The organism is Methanobrevibacter sp. UBA188, from assembly GCF_905234905.1.
GTDB lineage: Archaea > Methanobacteriota > Methanobacteria > Methanobacteriales > Methanobacteriaceae > Methanocatella.
The window spans coordinates 14,103-27,831 of record NZ_CAJOJM010000007.1 but is presented as its reverse complement, the minus strand read 5'-3'; the positions used below and the strand labels follow the sequence as shown (position 1 = coordinate 27,831).

Here is a 13,729-nt window from a genome sequence, read left to right as displayed (position 1 = left end):
TGATAAATTGACTAGTGATACCTCCCAATCCTTATCTAAAATAACCAAAAACATTTTGAATCAACATGGGATAACATTAAATAAAAATCTTGGCCAAAACTACCTGATTGACAAAAACAAAAGAAATCAAATCATCGGCTTTGGGGATGTTGATAAAAACGATGTTGTTTTGGAAATAGGAACCGGGATAGGTACACTAACAATTGAACTTGCAAAAAAAGCCAAAAAGGTAATTGCAATTGAGCAAGATGAAAACATCTGCAAGATTCTAACCAAACGACTTAAAGATGAAAAAATAGATAATGTAGAGCTAATCAATGATGATGCACTGAAAGTTGACTTTCCGAAATTCAACAAAATCATTTCAAATCTACCTTATCAAATCTCATCACCCATCACATTCAAATTTTTAGAATACGACTTTGATCTGGCCATTTTAATGTATCAAAAGGAATTTGCCGATCGCATGAACGGGGAAGTCGGAAGTAAAAACTATTCAAGGCTTTCAGCAATGTTATATTTCAAGTGCAATGTCGAAACTCTGACAAACGTCAGTGCAGAAAGCTTCATTCCAAAACCAAAAATTGACTCGACTGTCGTCAAGCTGACTCCAAAGGAAAACAAAATATCCGATGACGACTTTAAGATATACTCTAATTTTACAAAAGCGCTATTTCAGCACAGAAACAAGAAAATCAAAAATGCTTTGATTGATTCAAGACACATAATAAGCAATATCGACAAAAAGATTCTCAAAAAAAGGTTGAATGCAATTGAAGACGATGAACTTAATGAATATCTCTCAAAAAGAGTTGTTGAGCTGACTCCAGAAGAAATATTGTTTTTATCAAAGAAATTGAATCCTATTTTTAATGAGTGATGTTATGCCTGACTTTATTATAAATACTGATGACAATGTTTATGTTCCGGCAGAAGACAGCTACCTTTTGGCCGATAATCTCGAAATCAAAAAAGGACAGAGCGTTTTGGAAATAGGAACAGGTTCGGGAATCGTTGCGATGTACGCTTCAAGATTAACCGATGACATCACAGTGACAGACATCAATTTCGATGCCTGCGAGCTTGCCCGAAAGAACTTCGCCGAAAACGGAATTGAAAACATTGAAATCCTATGGGGAAATCTCTTTGAAGTTGTGGAAAATAGAAAGTTTGATGTAATTCTATTCAATACTCCATATCTACCTACCGAAGATGATGAAGTTTTAGACAACACAATAAATTATGCCTTCGACGGTGGATTAAATGGAAGAAAAGTCATTGACTTATTTTTAAATGAAGTGGGAAATCATTTAAATGATGGTGGAATTGTCCAGATGATTCAGTCTTCACTTTCAGGCAATGATGAAACTCTTGCAATATTAGATGAATTAGGATTTATAGCAGAAATAGCTGCTTCAGAGCATTTCTTTTTCGAAGATATTACATTAATTAATGCTTACAAAATATAATACAGGTGATAAAATGGAAGAATGGAAAAAATCAGTTTATGTTGGTGTCATATTGATGGCTTTAGGAGCCGCATTTGCAATAATCAGAAAAGAAATAACAATATGGACAATATTAATTTTCATACTGGCCATTGCAGATATTGCAATAGGACTATATCGTAAAAAAAGAGGAATGTAGGAGAATTAGAATTCTCCATCAAAGACAAGTTCAGCAGGACCATTCATGAATGCTCCTAGCTCATCGTCTTTTTCATAAATATTGAATTTTAAGTCTCCACCAGGCAAATGAAGCAAGACATCTTCATCAAATAAGCCTAATTTGAAACCGGAAATAGCTGTGGAAGTCGCACCGGTACCGCATGCAAGGGTAACTCCAGCGCCTCTTTCCCAAGTAATCATTTTACCTTCATTTTTTGAAATGACTTCAACAAAGTGTACATTGATCTTTTCAGGGAAAACTTCATGTGCTTCAATGGCAGGACCGTATTTGTTGATGTCAATGGCATCCACATCATCAACAAAGATTATTGCGTGAGGATTTCCAACGCTGATTGCGGTAACATTGAATGTAGTATCAACAACTTCCAATTCACCGTCCAAAAATTCATCAACATCAGCAGTCATTGGAATTTCAGGAGTTTTAAAGGTAGATAAACCCATATCAACTTTAAATAATGCAGGTTCATCATTTTCCAATGTAATTTCTATAGTTTTAATTCCTGCACGAGTTTCAACAGTCATTTTTTCCTGTTTTAAAATGCCTTTTCTGTATACGAAATCTGCAAAGCATCTTATTCCGTTTCCACACATTTCAGCTTCGCTTCCATCTGGATTGAACATTCTGTACCCGATATCAGCAACATCAGATGGCTCTACAAATAATACACCATCTCCACCAACTCCAAAGTTTCTGTGGCATAAGAATCTGCATGCTTCAGGTTTATCTTCTTCAGGTATGACTTTGCCTTTGCTTTCATCAATTATAGGAAAGTCATTCCCGATTCCGTGCATTTTTGAAAATTTTAATCCTTTTAAATCTACCATGGTATCAACTTATTTTAAGTGTGGTGGAATGCTTTGTTTAGCATATAAATCTTCATAAGTTTGTTTTTCACGAATTACTGTGCATTTACCATCAGTTACGAGTATTTCTGATGGAAGTGGTCTTGAATTATAATTTGAAGACATGGTAAATCCGTATGCACCTGCATTCATGATTCCTAAAATGTCGCCTTCTTCGATGTCTGGAAGCGGCCTGTCACGTGCAAAGAGATCTCCTGATTCACATACGTTACCTGCAACGTCAACCTCTTGGGTGTTAGGAGCATCCATTCTGCTTGCATCTACAATATGGTGGTATGAACCGTACATTGCAGGTCTTTGAAGTGTGTTGAAACCTGCATCCACACCTATGAACTTTCTGTAGCTTTGTTTTACACTGTTTACAGTTACAAGAAGTACTGCTGCATCAGCAACAAGGTATCTTCCAGGTTCTAAAAACATTGTAGGTTCTTCCATGCCGTATTTTTCCAATTTTTCTTTGAACAATCCTATATTGACTTCTGCGAATTTATCCAAATCAAGAAGTTTTTCATCAGGAGTGTAAGGAACACCTATACCTCCACCGAAATCGATGAATTCAAAGTTGATTCCTGTTTCTTCATGGACTTGTCCTGCAATGTCCATAGTTGATTCGACAGCCAATTTGAATGGTTCAGGGTCCAAGATTCCAGAACCGATGTGGGAATGCATACCGATTGGGTTGAATCCTAATTCCTGAGCTAATTTGTATACTTCAACAGCTTCATTGTCCATTATACCGAATTTACTCATTACACCACCGGTAATGGTGTGTTCGTGATGTCCTGCACCTACCATTGGGTTTACCCTGAATGAAAGTTTTAATCCTTCAGGATCAACCATTTTAGCTAATCTTTTCAATGCTGAAACTGAATCGATGTTTAGGACAACACCTTCGTCATGGACATATTTTAGCTCTTCATTTGTGATGTTGTTACCTGTGAAAAGAATTCTGTCTCCGGAAAATCCTACCATTTTGGAGATATGAACTTCACCAGGAGATACTGCATCAATACAGCAACCTTCGCTTTCCAAAATTTTCATGACAGCGATGTTGGTATTTGCTTTACATGCATAGAACACCTTGAAGTCAGGATAATATTTTGAAAATGCACCATAAAATTTTTTATAGTTTTCTCTTATCCTGTTTTCATCAATCACAAAGGTTGGAGTTCCGAATTCTTCTGCAATATCAACTGCATCTGCTCCACCGATATCAAGGTGGTTTTTGTCGTTAACTTTTATATTTAAATCCATAATTAAAACTCCTAAAAAAGTTACATTATATTTATAATTATGGATTTCGCTTTATTTAAAATTTTTCAAGGAAATGGAATTTCCGTTCAAGTTATTAATGTGTACCTTGAAAAGATAATGTAGTGATACAATGAAACCGGCATATGGACTAACAGTAAGGGGAATCATCAAAAACAGTGATGATGAAATATTGATTGTAAAAAGACATCCGAAAAGCAGAACCGACCCGGAGATGTGGGAACTTCCTGGAGGAAAAGTTGAAAAGGCAGAGCACTTTGCAGATGCCCTTATCCGAGAAATCAAGGAGGAAACAAATCTTGACTGTGAAGTGGGGGACTTCTGTGAAGCCGTTCAAAACGATTACATGCACAAAAGAACCGTGCAGCTGATAATGTATCTTGATGATGTTTCAGGTGATGTGAAAATAAGCGAAGAGCACACAGACTGGATGTGGGCCAATCTGGATAAGATTGAAACATTGGAGATTTCTACATCTCTTGAGAAAGTATTGAAAAAAAGAAAAGGAAAGATTTAGTCCACCATCATATGACCTACGACGGTTAAACTATCTTTTCTGCATTTCGGGCATGTGGAATTCTGATTCAGGTAGTATACCTCTTCACCGCAATCAGGACAAATATCAAAATCACGGCGAATGAATATTGTCAGGTCATTGGTATGCTCGTTCAGAATGGCCTTGATTTCAGAATCTGTGAAATTTGCATTGTTTTCAGTTATTACAAATTTGTTGATTTGCTTTTTGCAGTTTGAACAGAAATAACCATGATAGATTCCGGCAAATTTGAATTTATTGCCAGCAGAAAAGTCATAATCGTCTTCACCAATGTGGAATTCATCATCCGTATCCAGTGCAAATGAGTAATCGGCCTTTGAAGCAAGTTCGCTTCCGCATTCTATGCATCTTTGAAACTCATCGTCAAACTGAATGATTTTTGAATCATCACTGGAATCCTCAATCATCTGAATTATCTCACCGTCATCCATTTCAAGGGATTTTTTATATATTATGAATTTATTTACGAATTTTTGACATCCATAGCAATAATATTTAGCAAAAAATCCTTTGACCGGTGCGATTGAGCTTTCTGCAGATGTTGACTTTACCAACGGCTTTATGTTAACCTGACCTGTTTCATCAATCCAAAATATTTCATCTATGGAAGTGTAAGTATATCCACAAGTATTGCATAAATATTCTACCCGCCTTGCCATAAACAAAACCTCTTGTTAATTTTTTATAAAATTTCATCCAAAGCTTTTACAAACTCGTCGACTTCTTCTTTTGTAATTATAAGTGGTGGAACGAATCTCAAGACCTTATCCGCAGTACAGTTGATTAAAAATCCTGCTTCTCGGAGTTTGTCCACATATTCAGCTCCAGGTTTGGTGAGTTCAAGACCAACCATAAGACCTTTTCCTCTTACTTCAGCTATTACATCCTTGTCCAATTTCTTAAGCTCTGAAATGAAGTAGTCTCCAACCTCATTGACATTGTCAAGGATATTTTCATCAACGATTGTGTCCAAAACCGCATTAGCTGCAGCACAGACAAGAGGTCCTCCACCGAAAGTGGTTCCGTGATCTCCAGGTACGAATGCGCTGGCAACCTTTTCTGTTGCAAGGATTCCACCCATTGGAACTCCTCCACCTATACCTTTAGCCATTGTCATGATGTCAGGTTTTACGTCAAAGAGTTCATGTGCAAACAGTGTTCCACATCTTCCAAAACCTGTCTGAACTTCATCTACAATGAAAACAATGTCATTTTCATGACAGATTTTTTCTATTTCCTGGAGGTATTCGATATCAGGGACATTAACTCCACCTTCACCCTGAATAGGTTCAACAATGATTGCTGCAGTATTTTCGGTTATTGCTTCCTTAATTGCTTCAATATCATTGTATGGAACATTAATGAAACCTTTAGGAAGTATTGCCTTGAACGGTTCGTGATAATGTTCATGTCCGGTTGCGGCAAGTGTCACGACTGTTCTTCCGTGGAATGATTCGACAGTTGATATGACTTCGCTTTTTCCGGTGTATTTCACTGCAAGTTTGATAGCTCCTTCATTTGCTTCAGCACCGCTGTTTGCATAAAAGATTCTGTCAAAGCTTGTCATTTCAATCAATTTTTTTGCATAGATTAATGCAGGTTCATTGTAATAGATACTTGAAATGTGAATTAGTTTTTCTGCTTGTTCCTGTATTGCTTTTACGAGTTTAGGATGATTATGACCTAAAGCATTTACGGCAATACCTGCAAACATGTCCAAGTATTCGTTTCCATCAATGTCAGTTACCTTTACACCTTCACCATGGTCCAGTACGACAGGCTGTCTTGTGAAAGTGTTTATGAAATAATCATCTTCTATTTTTATTAATTCCTGAGTATTCATATAATGCCTCCATAAACTATTTAATCATTAATATTTATAATATTAATATTATTTAAAAATAGGTGATAAAATGAAAGTCGCTATAATCGAAACTGATAAAGGAAATATTGAATTGGAATTATTCCCGAATGAAGCTCCAGGCACTGTAGCCAACTTTGAAAAATTAGCAAACGAAGGATTTTATGATGGATTAACTTTCCACAGAGTAATCCCTGACTTTGTAATTCAAGGGGGATGTCCTAAAGGTAACGGTACCGGAGGACCTGGTTACACTATCAAATGTGAAACTGAAGGAAACCCACACAGACACGGAACCGGAGCATTATCAATGGCACACGCAGGTAAAGACACTGGTGGAAGCCAATTCTTCATTACTCACTCCCCACAACCACATTTAGACGGTGTTCACACCGTATTCGGTCAAGTAATTAAAGGTCAGGACGTTGTCAATGCAATCCAACAAGGAGACGTCATGAACAAAGTGACCATTGAAGAAAGATAGAACTTATCTTTCAACTTATTTTTTTATTTTAACTTATTAAACGATTTTTAAAGAAAAAATTGTACGAGTTTTAAAAATTGCTCTCATTTTAAAGGTACATCTAAAATTATCATGATGACTATGCCCAACTTAAGCACATGATTCCAGAATAGAAATTACATTAAGAAGCAAGATACCAATATCAAAAATAGATGTGTTTTGGAAAAAATAGTTTGAATAATGACATGAATCTTGAAGACTGGTGATTAGTTATTTCAATGTCTATAACATGTTTACACATGTTTAGGTAGATAGACATTGAATTAAACCACTAATTCGTTAGAATTTAATTGTATCCAAAGAGTGGATTTTAAACTCTATGATATGATATGAAACAATTGATATATAAACTTTATTAATTTTAATTTATAAATTGTAGAAAGTGTCGATTATGAATAAACAAACCCAAATATGGCTGTTTAAGGCCATTGATAAACAATCATCATAATATTTGATTATTTTCTACAATTTAAAGGTGAAATCCTATGGCCTCATGCTAACTTAATATATAACCCATATGAGGTAGAATGCAAGACACCATGAAATAGTGGTGTGTATGAGCACTCCAATCCAAAATTTCTCTCGGATACTCATAAGGATTCCTCCTGTTGAATTAGTGGTTTTGCCAAAGAGAGCATTCATTAAAACATCTGTTTTAAATCCTACTATTGGCAATATTATTCTACCTAAAATAATATCACCTCCATGGGTCAAGAGTTTGATTATTCAAATATATTTCAATCAACAGTATAAATTATTTTATTTAATTTAAAGACAATTTTACGAAGTAAGAGCAATTTTATGAATTTAAAGCAATTTAAAAGATGTTGCCATAAAATTGTACGAGTTTTAAAAATTGTTCTCATTTTAAACTGCGTATTTTATATATTGAGACAACAAATCCATTAATTAGAAAAATATCTTTGTTTGAACTTCAACGTTGATTTTAAAAAAATTACAGATTCAATGCAATATTGATTCGACCGTAAAAGCTTTTATTTTAAATATAATTAAAATTTTATATCAATATAGAAAAATTGACCTCAATTAAGATGTAAAACTTTAAATAATGATTAAAACAAAGGATAAATTGAATTTAAAAAAAATTCTGGAGGATAAAACCATGCACCGAAATTACCCGCAAAGATTGGAAATGCAAATTCCACAGGAGAATACATATACCGGACTAGAAAACATGCAAAAGGAAAACATTTCACCTGACGAATCTCTAAAAAATCATTTTAAATTTCCATCAAATAATTTTGATGAAATTAATGAATTCATTATCAGCGACAAAGAAATGGAAAAAATAATCCTGAATTTGCCTGAAATCCTATCAAAGGAATTGCCATACAGAAAACTTTCTATTGATTTCATGAAGGAAACCGATCCAAATGAAAAAATTCTTGAAATAGTAATTTACTCCGATTTGGAATCCGACCAATTACTTCAAAAAGAGGATTTGCTTTGTGACATGTTAATTGACAAATATCCTAAAACAACAATTGAGTACATAATTTTGGTGGAACAATATGAATAGCAATAATTTCGATTGGTATGAATATTATGAACTTGCCAATAGCTACAGTGATGAAGAAGACAATGCAAAATTAAGAACTGGAATTGGCAGATACTATTATTCATCTTTTCTAGAGTCTAGAGATTTCATTTTGGAAAACAATATATTTTTAAATCCTTTCAATGAAAAAATCATGAAATCAACTTCAGGCAGAGTTCACCAAGAAACCAGATCCATATTTAAAAAGCACCCCAACTTAAATAGAAATAATGCTGGTGCAAAAATAGCTCAAAACCTTAATGTATTAAGAAAATATCGCAATATGGTGGATTATGATTCTAAAAATCCCAAAAATATAAAACATACATTTAATAGATGCCATATGAAATCTAAAGAGATATTTGATTTGCTCAATGAATTAAACTAGCTATCAGATTTGATTCCAACAAATGAAGCAAAAACAGAAGCTATGCACAATACCACACAGATAATGCATGTTATCTGACAGCTTTGAATCAATAGAGGATAATACTGTTGAATGATAGGAACGTCACCCATTACAAATGCAAACACCAATGTCAGTATTCCCATACTCATCGCCTGGCCAACCGTACGCATTGTTGCAACTGCCGCTGAAGCGACTGATGTGTCCTTCGGCGGAACGGAACCCATGATTACATTCGTATTCGGCGGTGAAAACAATCCGAAACCGATTCCATAGAGTATCATTGCCACGAATAAAAATTCAATTGATGTTGCGCTGTCCAAAAATGAAAACAGAAACAATGATAAAGTACCTAAAGCCATTCCGATTGCTGCAAGGATTTGCGGCACGAACCTGTCAGACAATCTTCCGGCAATTGGAGCTAAAACCACCTGACAAAATGGTGCTACAAGCAATATCATTCCCGCAGTCTGTGAATCAAAGCCTTTAATGTATTGCAGGTGATAATTTAGGATTGTTGTTACGGCATAAGTCGCCAGATATGCACACAGTGATGCGAAATTGGCGGACAGAAACTTGTGATTTTTGAAAAATCTGATGTCAAATACCGGATATGCCTGTTTAAGCTCAATCCATGCAAATATTAAAAGAATCATTACACCAAGAACTGTCAATATTACTCCAAGCTGAGTGTTTAGAATGGTGAATCCATACATGAACAGTACCATTCCGATTCCATAGGCAAATGATCCCTTCAAATCCAGAGGAAGGTTTTCAAAGGAACTCCACTCATCATCAATTCTTGTTAAAAGCAAAGCCAAAATAACAAAGAGGAACGGAACGCCGAATAATACTACAGATCTCCATCCCAAATTATAATTCAAAATTCCTCCAATAACGGGAGACAGAGAAAGACCTACATAAACGCCTGTGATGTTTATCCCCAATGCCTTTCCGCGCTCTTCAGGCGGGAAAGCATTCACAATCATTGCCATTGAAGTGACATTAATGAAAGACAGAGCAATTCCCAAAATCAATCTGCAAGCCAGAAACTGTTCCTGTGATGTTACAAGCACATTGGCAATGGAGATTATGATAAATAAAACAACGCTTATTATAGTGACTTTCTTGAGGCCGTATTTTGCTGAAATCTGACCTGCCGGAACCGACAGTACAGCCACAACAAGTAAAAAAATGATAGTTACCCAGTTTTGAACAATATTGCTCATGTGAAATTCAGTTGCAATTGAGGGAATGACAATGGTAACTGCATTGACCGCAAAAACAGTGAAAAATGACAATACTGTACAAATAAATAAGAGTAAATTTTTTTTATCCATCAATATTATATATTTATGAATGGCTTTAAATATTTTTTAGAATATAGTATATTTCATGAGCGAACATAATACTCCGGAATATATAACATTCCCAAGAACTTTTGAAAATTACAGATGGTATAAGCCCATACTAGTATTTATAATCGGAGCAATTGTATATGTAATACTGCAAGTTGCAATATTTGCAATTTTCGGCATGGCATACGGCTGGAATACAATTTTCCAGTTAATGACACAAGGATACGAAGCGTTGAATTCTGAAGCTGGAAGCTACATCGGCTATCTGTCTGTGGCAATTTTTCTTCCTTCACTATATATTGCAACAAAAATCGTTCGAGACAGACCGTTTTCTTCATATTCATCATCACGGGGAGGATGGGACTGGAAACTATTTTTCAAATCATTGACCATTCCATTAGCAGTATATCTAATCTATGAAATCATAACTTCAATCATTCATGGCCCTGTTGGTCCAAATACTCTGACAGTAACATTCTTTGTAATATGCCTAATCATAATACCTTTACAGTGCATTGCGGAAGAATACTTTCTGCGAGGGCTGGTTATGCAAACTTTCGGGTCATGGTTTAAGATACCTATCGTGGCCATAATTCTTCAGTCCGTGATTTTTGCATCAATGCACCCCTACAGTATTTTAGGAGTAGTGGGAGTATTGATACAAGGAATTCTTTTAGGGTTTTTAACCTGGCGCAGCAATGGTTTGGAAGCCAGTTCTGCACTCCATTGCGTGAATAATTTAACCAGTGCATATTTTACAGCCATAGGATTTGAGGTAACTTCATCCATAATTGGTCCTTTCGACTTTGCTTCAACAATCATTGTCACTACAGTCTCAGCATTAGGCCTATATTACGTAGGAACTAGGAAAGGCTGGTTCGGTGAAAAAGCCGAGAAATTAATATGAATACGAAAATTCAATTGCATTAAAGTTAACCCAATCAAAAAAAAATAAACAAGTAATTATCTTTTGACAACAATATAACCATAACGACATTAATTTAATTAATAATTGTATCTTCAATTAAAAGGATAACTATTTAATGAACAAAGTGAAAAAATAATAAATGGTGATTACATGAATAAAAAAATTACACTAGTACTTTTGAGTATTTTCATTGTTGCAGTAGCTGTTGGAGCTGCAGTAGCTGCTGAAGCAAAGACAAATACCCAAATAAAAATGTTAAGTGAAAAAACTCTAAAAAATGGAGATGACATTGAATTCCAGCTTAAAGATGCACAAGGAAAAGCAATTGCATCTCAAAAAGTAAACATTAGTTTTGAAGCAAACGGCAAATACGAAAATTATTCTGTCATGACAGACAAAGACGGTAAATTTTATTTGGTTTTAACAAATGAAGAATTAGGAGATCACAAAGTAGTTGCCAACTATTATGGAGACAACAAATACAATCCTTCAAAATTGGAAGAAACCATTAAAATCGTGGAAGGTTCAGCCAACACAGAAAAAACCGATGTCAACTCAACAGCAAGTACAATCAAATACGAAGACACCAATGCAAGCAAAACCCACAATAATACTGATGAGCCTCTTTATTATGACGCAGAATACAACTTCTACTACGACCAATGGGGAGTTATTGTAGGCGGACAAAACGATGGTGCTGACGCTGCAGACATAGTTCAATTCTACAGAGACCAAGAAGCTAAAGGAAGCGATTCATTAGAATAGATTTTTTTAGAGCATTTTAAATGCTCATTTTCCTATTTTTTTAAGGGAAAAATGAAATATTCTAATTATTATTAATTTTTCTAATTTTTCAGTTCTATGGATTATGCTAAAATTAATTTTTTTAACAATGTTGTCCGTTTAATACTGATTTCTCGAATATGAACGGCTAATTATTAAAAAATAACCCTAATCTCCGTTAGATTCATTTCAATTTTTTCATCAACCCACTCATTCTTGCATAGTGGAACATGTAAAGCTGGACATAACCTGCATTTTTGCCGAACTCTTCCATTCCAAATTCACGGATTTTTGCAACACTTATATCCTTTCCATCAAAATACAAATGGGAAACAATGCGTTTTATCCATACATCCGATGGAAAAGCTTCCCTGAAGTTGAATCCGTAAAGCAATATGCAGTCAGCCACTTTCGGACCGACTCCCGGAACTTTCAGTATTGTTTCAAAGGCTTCATCATAGCTCATCTTGAAAATTTCGTGGAGATCAATTTCATCTGTAAACATCTCAGATGCCCTTCTCATGTATGGTGCTCTATATCCTACACCGCAACTTTTGAGATTATTAGTGCACATTGAAATATCCTGAATATCTGATGAATTAAATTCATTCTCATCGTCCAGATATACATTTGATAAATCGTTGCTTTTAGGAAAAGTGCAGTAATTGCCGTGCTGATTTCCCCAGTTCTGTTTTATCTGAGAAATTGATTTGGTCCATCTTTTGATTGAATTGTTTGCAGAGCATATTGATGATATTATGCATTCAAAGGGATCATTCGCCAGAAAAAGTCTCAAACCACTGCAAAACTCAGGTATTTCAGCTAACTCCGCATGATTGCCCAAATACTTATAGAATTTATCCAAATCAAAATCCAAATCAAAAATATAATTCAGCTTATCAATAGCTTGACTATCTGAAACATCTCCTGAATAATTGAAATCTAAAAATTCACCGGATTGTTTAACATTAAAAATAGCCTGATTGCCATTGACATTAACAACATTAGAAAAAGTACCGTCAACTTCACACCATGGAGGCTGTGAAGTCTGACCGGACAGTTGAGTTAGCTCCAAATCAATAGGTGTCCTAAGAATCATAAGCGAACAGCCACATTATTTTCTTTTAGATATTCTTTAACGGTACCTATTGAATACTGGTTAAAATGAAATATGCTTGCTGCAAGAGCCGCTGAAACATCGGTCTTTTCGAAGACTTCCAAAATATGTTTAGGTTCGCCAACGCCTCCACTTGCTATAACGGGGATGTCAACTGCATCATTGATTGTCTTGTTAAGCTCAATGTCATATCCGTTTTGGGTTCCATCCCCATCCATACTGGTCAGGAGAATCTCACCTGCACCCAATTCCTGACACCTTAAAGCCCATTGGATTGCATCAATGCCTGTAAATTCACGTCCACCGTAAATGCTTGTATCAAACCAGCAATAGCCATTATCGGTTTCGATGACTGTCTTTTCCGGCGCATCATCCGGATGTGAAACATATCTTCTTTTGGCATCGATTCCAATCACGACAGCCTGTGAACCTACAACCTTTGAGGCTTCTGTCAAAAGCTCCGGATTTTTGATTGCCGCAGTGTTTGTTGAGCATTTGTCTGCTCCAGCCTTAAGCATTTTAATGTAGTCGTCAACTTTTCTTATTCCCCCACCTACACAAATCGGCATGAAAACGTTTTCAGTCAGTCTGTCTATCACATCTGCCATGGTGGCTCTTCTTTCGTGAGAAGCTGTGATGTCTAAAACTACAACTTCATCTGCACCTTCCTCATAATAGCGTGTGGCAAGGTCTACAGGGTTTCCTGCATATTTGATTTCCTTGAATTCCACTCCCTTAACAACACGTCCTTCGGGAACCTGCAGGTCACAATCCAGACAAGGAATAATTCTTTTAGTTAACATATTATCTAAATA

16 protein-coding genes are annotated in these 13,729 nt (G+C 35.5%); 9 read left to right on the top strand and 7 right to left on the bottom strand.

Going from position 1 to position 13,729, the window contains the following annotated elements; genetic code table 11:
• Nucleotides 1–7 precede the first annotated feature (7 nt).
• The 3 genes from rsmA to QZ143_RS02545 are packed head-to-tail and all read left to right on the top strand — an operon-like array spanning nucleotide 8 to nucleotide 1,647.
• The gene (gene rsmA / locus QZ143_RS02555) at nucleotides 8–880 is read left to right on the top strand and encodes a 16S rRNA (adenine(1518)-N(6)/adenine(1519)-N(6))-dimethyltransferase RsmA (protein WP_292880935.1); all 873 of its coding nucleotides are present in this window, start codon (nucleotides 8–10) and stop codon (nucleotides 878–880) included.
• A 4-nt stretch (nucleotides 881–884) separates the two neighbouring features.
• Entirely contained in the window at nucleotides 885–1,469 is a 585-nt protein-coding gene (locus QZ143_RS02550) for a HemK2/MTQ2 family protein methyltransferase (RefSeq protein WP_292880962.1), read from the top strand.
• Nucleotides 1,470–1,482: 13 nt separating this feature from the next.
• Nucleotides 1,483–1,647 (top strand): hypothetical protein, encoded by a 165-nt coding sequence (locus QZ143_RS02545; RefSeq protein ID WP_292607562.1) that lies wholly within the window; start codon nucleotides 1,483–1,485, stop codon nucleotides 1,645–1,647.
• A 5-nt stretch (nucleotides 1,648–1,652) separates the two neighbouring features.
• On the opposite strand, the gene dapF is transcribed toward QZ143_RS02545, so the two are convergent.
• Both dapF and lysA read right to left on the bottom strand, forming a co-directional pair.
• Complete coding sequence (gene dapF / locus QZ143_RS02540; protein WP_292880933.1) at nucleotides 1,653–2,513, bottom strand: diaminopimelate epimerase; 861 nt, start codon at nucleotides 2,511–2,513, stop codon at nucleotides 1,653–1,655.
• 9 nt (nucleotides 2,514–2,522) lie between these two features.
• Nucleotides 2,523–3,806, bottom strand: coding sequence for a diaminopimelate decarboxylase (gene lysA, locus QZ143_RS02535; protein WP_292880931.1), 1,284 nt, complete (start codon nucleotides 3,804–3,806; stop codon nucleotides 2,523–2,525).
• A 130-nt stretch (nucleotides 3,807–3,936) separates the two neighbouring features.
• Here lysA and QZ143_RS02530 point away from each other — a divergent pair, with 130 nt between their 5' ends.
• Nucleotides 3,937–4,341, top strand: coding sequence for an NUDIX domain-containing protein (locus QZ143_RS02530; RefSeq protein ID WP_292607571.1), 405 nt, complete (start codon nucleotides 3,937–3,939; stop codon nucleotides 4,339–4,341).
• Here the strand turns inward: QZ143_RS02530 and QZ143_RS02525 are convergent.
• Both QZ143_RS02525 and QZ143_RS02520 read right to left on the bottom strand, forming a co-directional pair.
• Nucleotides 4,338–5,039, bottom strand: a complete 702-nt coding sequence (locus tag QZ143_RS02525; protein ID WP_292880928.1) for a hypothetical protein — start codon at nucleotides 5,037–5,039, stop codon at nucleotides 4,338–4,340. The genes QZ143_RS02530 and QZ143_RS02525 overlap by 4 nt on opposite strands.
• A gap of 23 nt (nucleotides 5,040–5,062) precedes the next feature.
• The gene (locus tag QZ143_RS02520) at nucleotides 5,063–6,223 is read right to left on the bottom strand and encodes an acetylornithine transaminase (RefSeq protein WP_292880925.1); all 1,161 of its coding nucleotides are present in this window, start codon (nucleotides 6,221–6,223) and stop codon (nucleotides 5,063–5,065) included.
• 70 nt (nucleotides 6,224–6,293) lie between these two features.
• On the opposite strand from QZ143_RS02520, the gene QZ143_RS02515 reads away from it, so the two are divergent.
• The 3 genes from QZ143_RS02515 (at nucleotide 6,294) to QZ143_RS02505 (ending at nucleotide 8,710) form a co-directional block, all read left to right on the top strand.
• The gene (locus QZ143_RS02515; RefSeq protein WP_292880923.1) at nucleotides 6,294–6,725 is read left to right on the top strand and encodes a peptidylprolyl isomerase; all 432 of its coding nucleotides are present in this window, start codon (nucleotides 6,294–6,296) and stop codon (nucleotides 6,723–6,725) included.
• Between the two features lie 1,162 nt (nucleotides 6,726–7,887).
• Nucleotides 7,888–8,304, top strand: coding sequence for a hypothetical protein (locus tag QZ143_RS02510; RefSeq protein WP_292607582.1), 417 nt, complete (start codon nucleotides 7,888–7,890; stop codon nucleotides 8,302–8,304).
• Nucleotides 8,297–8,710: a hypothetical protein gene (locus QZ143_RS02505; RefSeq protein ID WP_292607584.1), complete on the top strand. Its 414-nt coding sequence runs from the start codon at nucleotides 8,297–8,299 to the stop codon at nucleotides 8,708–8,710. Before QZ143_RS02510 ends, QZ143_RS02505 begins: the two co-directional genes overlap by 8 nt.
• Here the strand turns inward: QZ143_RS02505 and QZ143_RS02500 are convergent.
• Entirely contained in the window at nucleotides 8,707–10,068 is a 1,362-nt protein-coding gene (locus QZ143_RS02500; RefSeq protein WP_292880921.1) for an MFS transporter, read from the bottom strand. The genes QZ143_RS02505 and QZ143_RS02500 overlap by 4 nt on opposite strands.
• A 55-nt stretch (nucleotides 10,069–10,123) precedes the next feature.
• Between QZ143_RS02500 and QZ143_RS02495 the strand changes: the two genes are divergently transcribed.
• Together QZ143_RS02495 and QZ143_RS02490 are read left to right on the top strand one after the other, a co-directional pair.
• The gene (locus QZ143_RS02495; protein ID WP_292880918.1) at nucleotides 10,124–10,993 is read left to right on the top strand and encodes a type II CAAX endopeptidase family protein; all 870 of its coding nucleotides are present in this window, start codon (nucleotides 10,124–10,126) and stop codon (nucleotides 10,991–10,993) included.
• A 171-nt stretch (nucleotides 10,994–11,164) separates the two neighbouring features.
• Nucleotides 11,165–11,779 (top strand): Ig-like domain-containing protein, encoded by a 615-nt coding sequence (locus QZ143_RS02490; RefSeq protein ID WP_292880915.1) that lies wholly within the window; start codon nucleotides 11,165–11,167, stop codon nucleotides 11,777–11,779.
• A gap of 202 nt (nucleotides 11,780–11,981) precedes the next feature.
• Here QZ143_RS02490 and QZ143_RS02485 read toward each other — a convergent pair whose 3' ends face one another.
• Together QZ143_RS02485 and hisF are read right to left on the bottom strand one after the other, a co-directional pair.
• The gene (locus QZ143_RS02485; RefSeq protein WP_292880912.1) at nucleotides 11,982–12,896 is read right to left on the bottom strand and encodes a DNA glycosylase; all 915 of its coding nucleotides are present in this window, start codon (nucleotides 12,894–12,896) and stop codon (nucleotides 11,982–11,984) included.
• The gene (hisF, locus tag QZ143_RS02480) at nucleotides 12,893–13,717 is read right to left on the bottom strand and encodes an imidazole glycerol phosphate synthase subunit HisF (RefSeq protein WP_292880909.1); all 825 of its coding nucleotides are present in this window, start codon (nucleotides 13,715–13,717) and stop codon (nucleotides 12,893–12,895) included. Before hisF ends, QZ143_RS02485 begins: the two co-directional genes overlap by 4 nt.
• Nucleotides 13,718–13,729 lie beyond the last annotated feature (12 nt).

What these genes read in the sequence shown, in the direction of transcription:
- QZ143_RS02490 (WP_292880915.1), top strand. Translation starts at nt 11,165, where the DNA reads ATGAATAAAAAAATTACACTAGTACTTTTGAGTATTTTCATTGTTGCA.
- QZ143_RS02550 (WP_292880962.1), top strand. Translation starts at nt 885, where the DNA reads ATGCCTGACTTTATTATAAATACTGATGACAATGTTTATGTTCCGGCA.
- QZ143_RS02495 (WP_292880918.1), top strand. Translation starts at nt 10,124, where the DNA reads ATGAGCGAACATAATACTCCGGAATATATAACATTCCCAAGAACTTTT.
- QZ143_RS02530 (WP_292607571.1), top strand. Translation starts at nt 3,937, where the DNA reads ATGAAACCGGCATATGGACTAACAGTAAGGGGAATCATCAAAAACAGT.
- QZ143_RS02500 (WP_292880921.1), bottom strand. Translation starts at nt 10,068, where the DNA reads ATGGATAAAAAAAATTTACTCTTATTTATTTGTACAGTATTGTCATTT.
- lysA (WP_292880931.1), bottom strand. Translation starts at nt 3,806, where the DNA reads ATGGATTTAAATATAAAAGTTAACGACAAAAACCACCTTGATATCGGT.
- dapF (WP_292880933.1), bottom strand. Translation starts at nt 2,513, where the DNA reads ATGGTAGATTTAAAAGGATTAAAATTTTCAAAAATGCACGGAATCGGG.
- QZ143_RS02515 (WP_292880923.1), top strand. Translation starts at nt 6,294, where the DNA reads ATGAAAGTCGCTATAATCGAAACTGATAAAGGAAATATTGAATTGGAA.
- QZ143_RS02485 (WP_292880912.1), bottom strand. Translation starts at nt 12,896, where the DNA reads ATGATTCTTAGGACACCTATTGATTTGGAGCTAACTCAACTGTCCGGT.
- QZ143_RS02525 (WP_292880928.1), bottom strand. Translation starts at nt 5,039, where the DNA reads ATGGCAAGGCGGGTAGAATATTTATGCAATACTTGTGGATATACTTAC.
- QZ143_RS02510 (WP_292607582.1), top strand. Translation starts at nt 7,888, where the DNA reads ATGCACCGAAATTACCCGCAAAGATTGGAAATGCAAATTCCACAGGAG.
- QZ143_RS02520 (WP_292880925.1), bottom strand. Translation starts at nt 6,223, where the DNA reads ATGAATACTCAGGAATTAATAAAAATAGAAGATGATTATTTCATAAAC.
- hisF (WP_292880909.1), bottom strand. Translation starts at nt 13,717, where the DNA reads ATGTTAACTAAAAGAATTATTCCTTGTCTGGATTGTGACCTGCAGGTT.
- QZ143_RS02545 (WP_292607562.1), top strand. Translation starts at nt 1,483, where the DNA reads ATGGAAGAATGGAAAAAATCAGTTTATGTTGGTGTCATATTGATGGCT.
- QZ143_RS02505 (WP_292607584.1), top strand. Translation starts at nt 8,297, where the DNA reads ATGAATAGCAATAATTTCGATTGGTATGAATATTATGAACTTGCCAAT.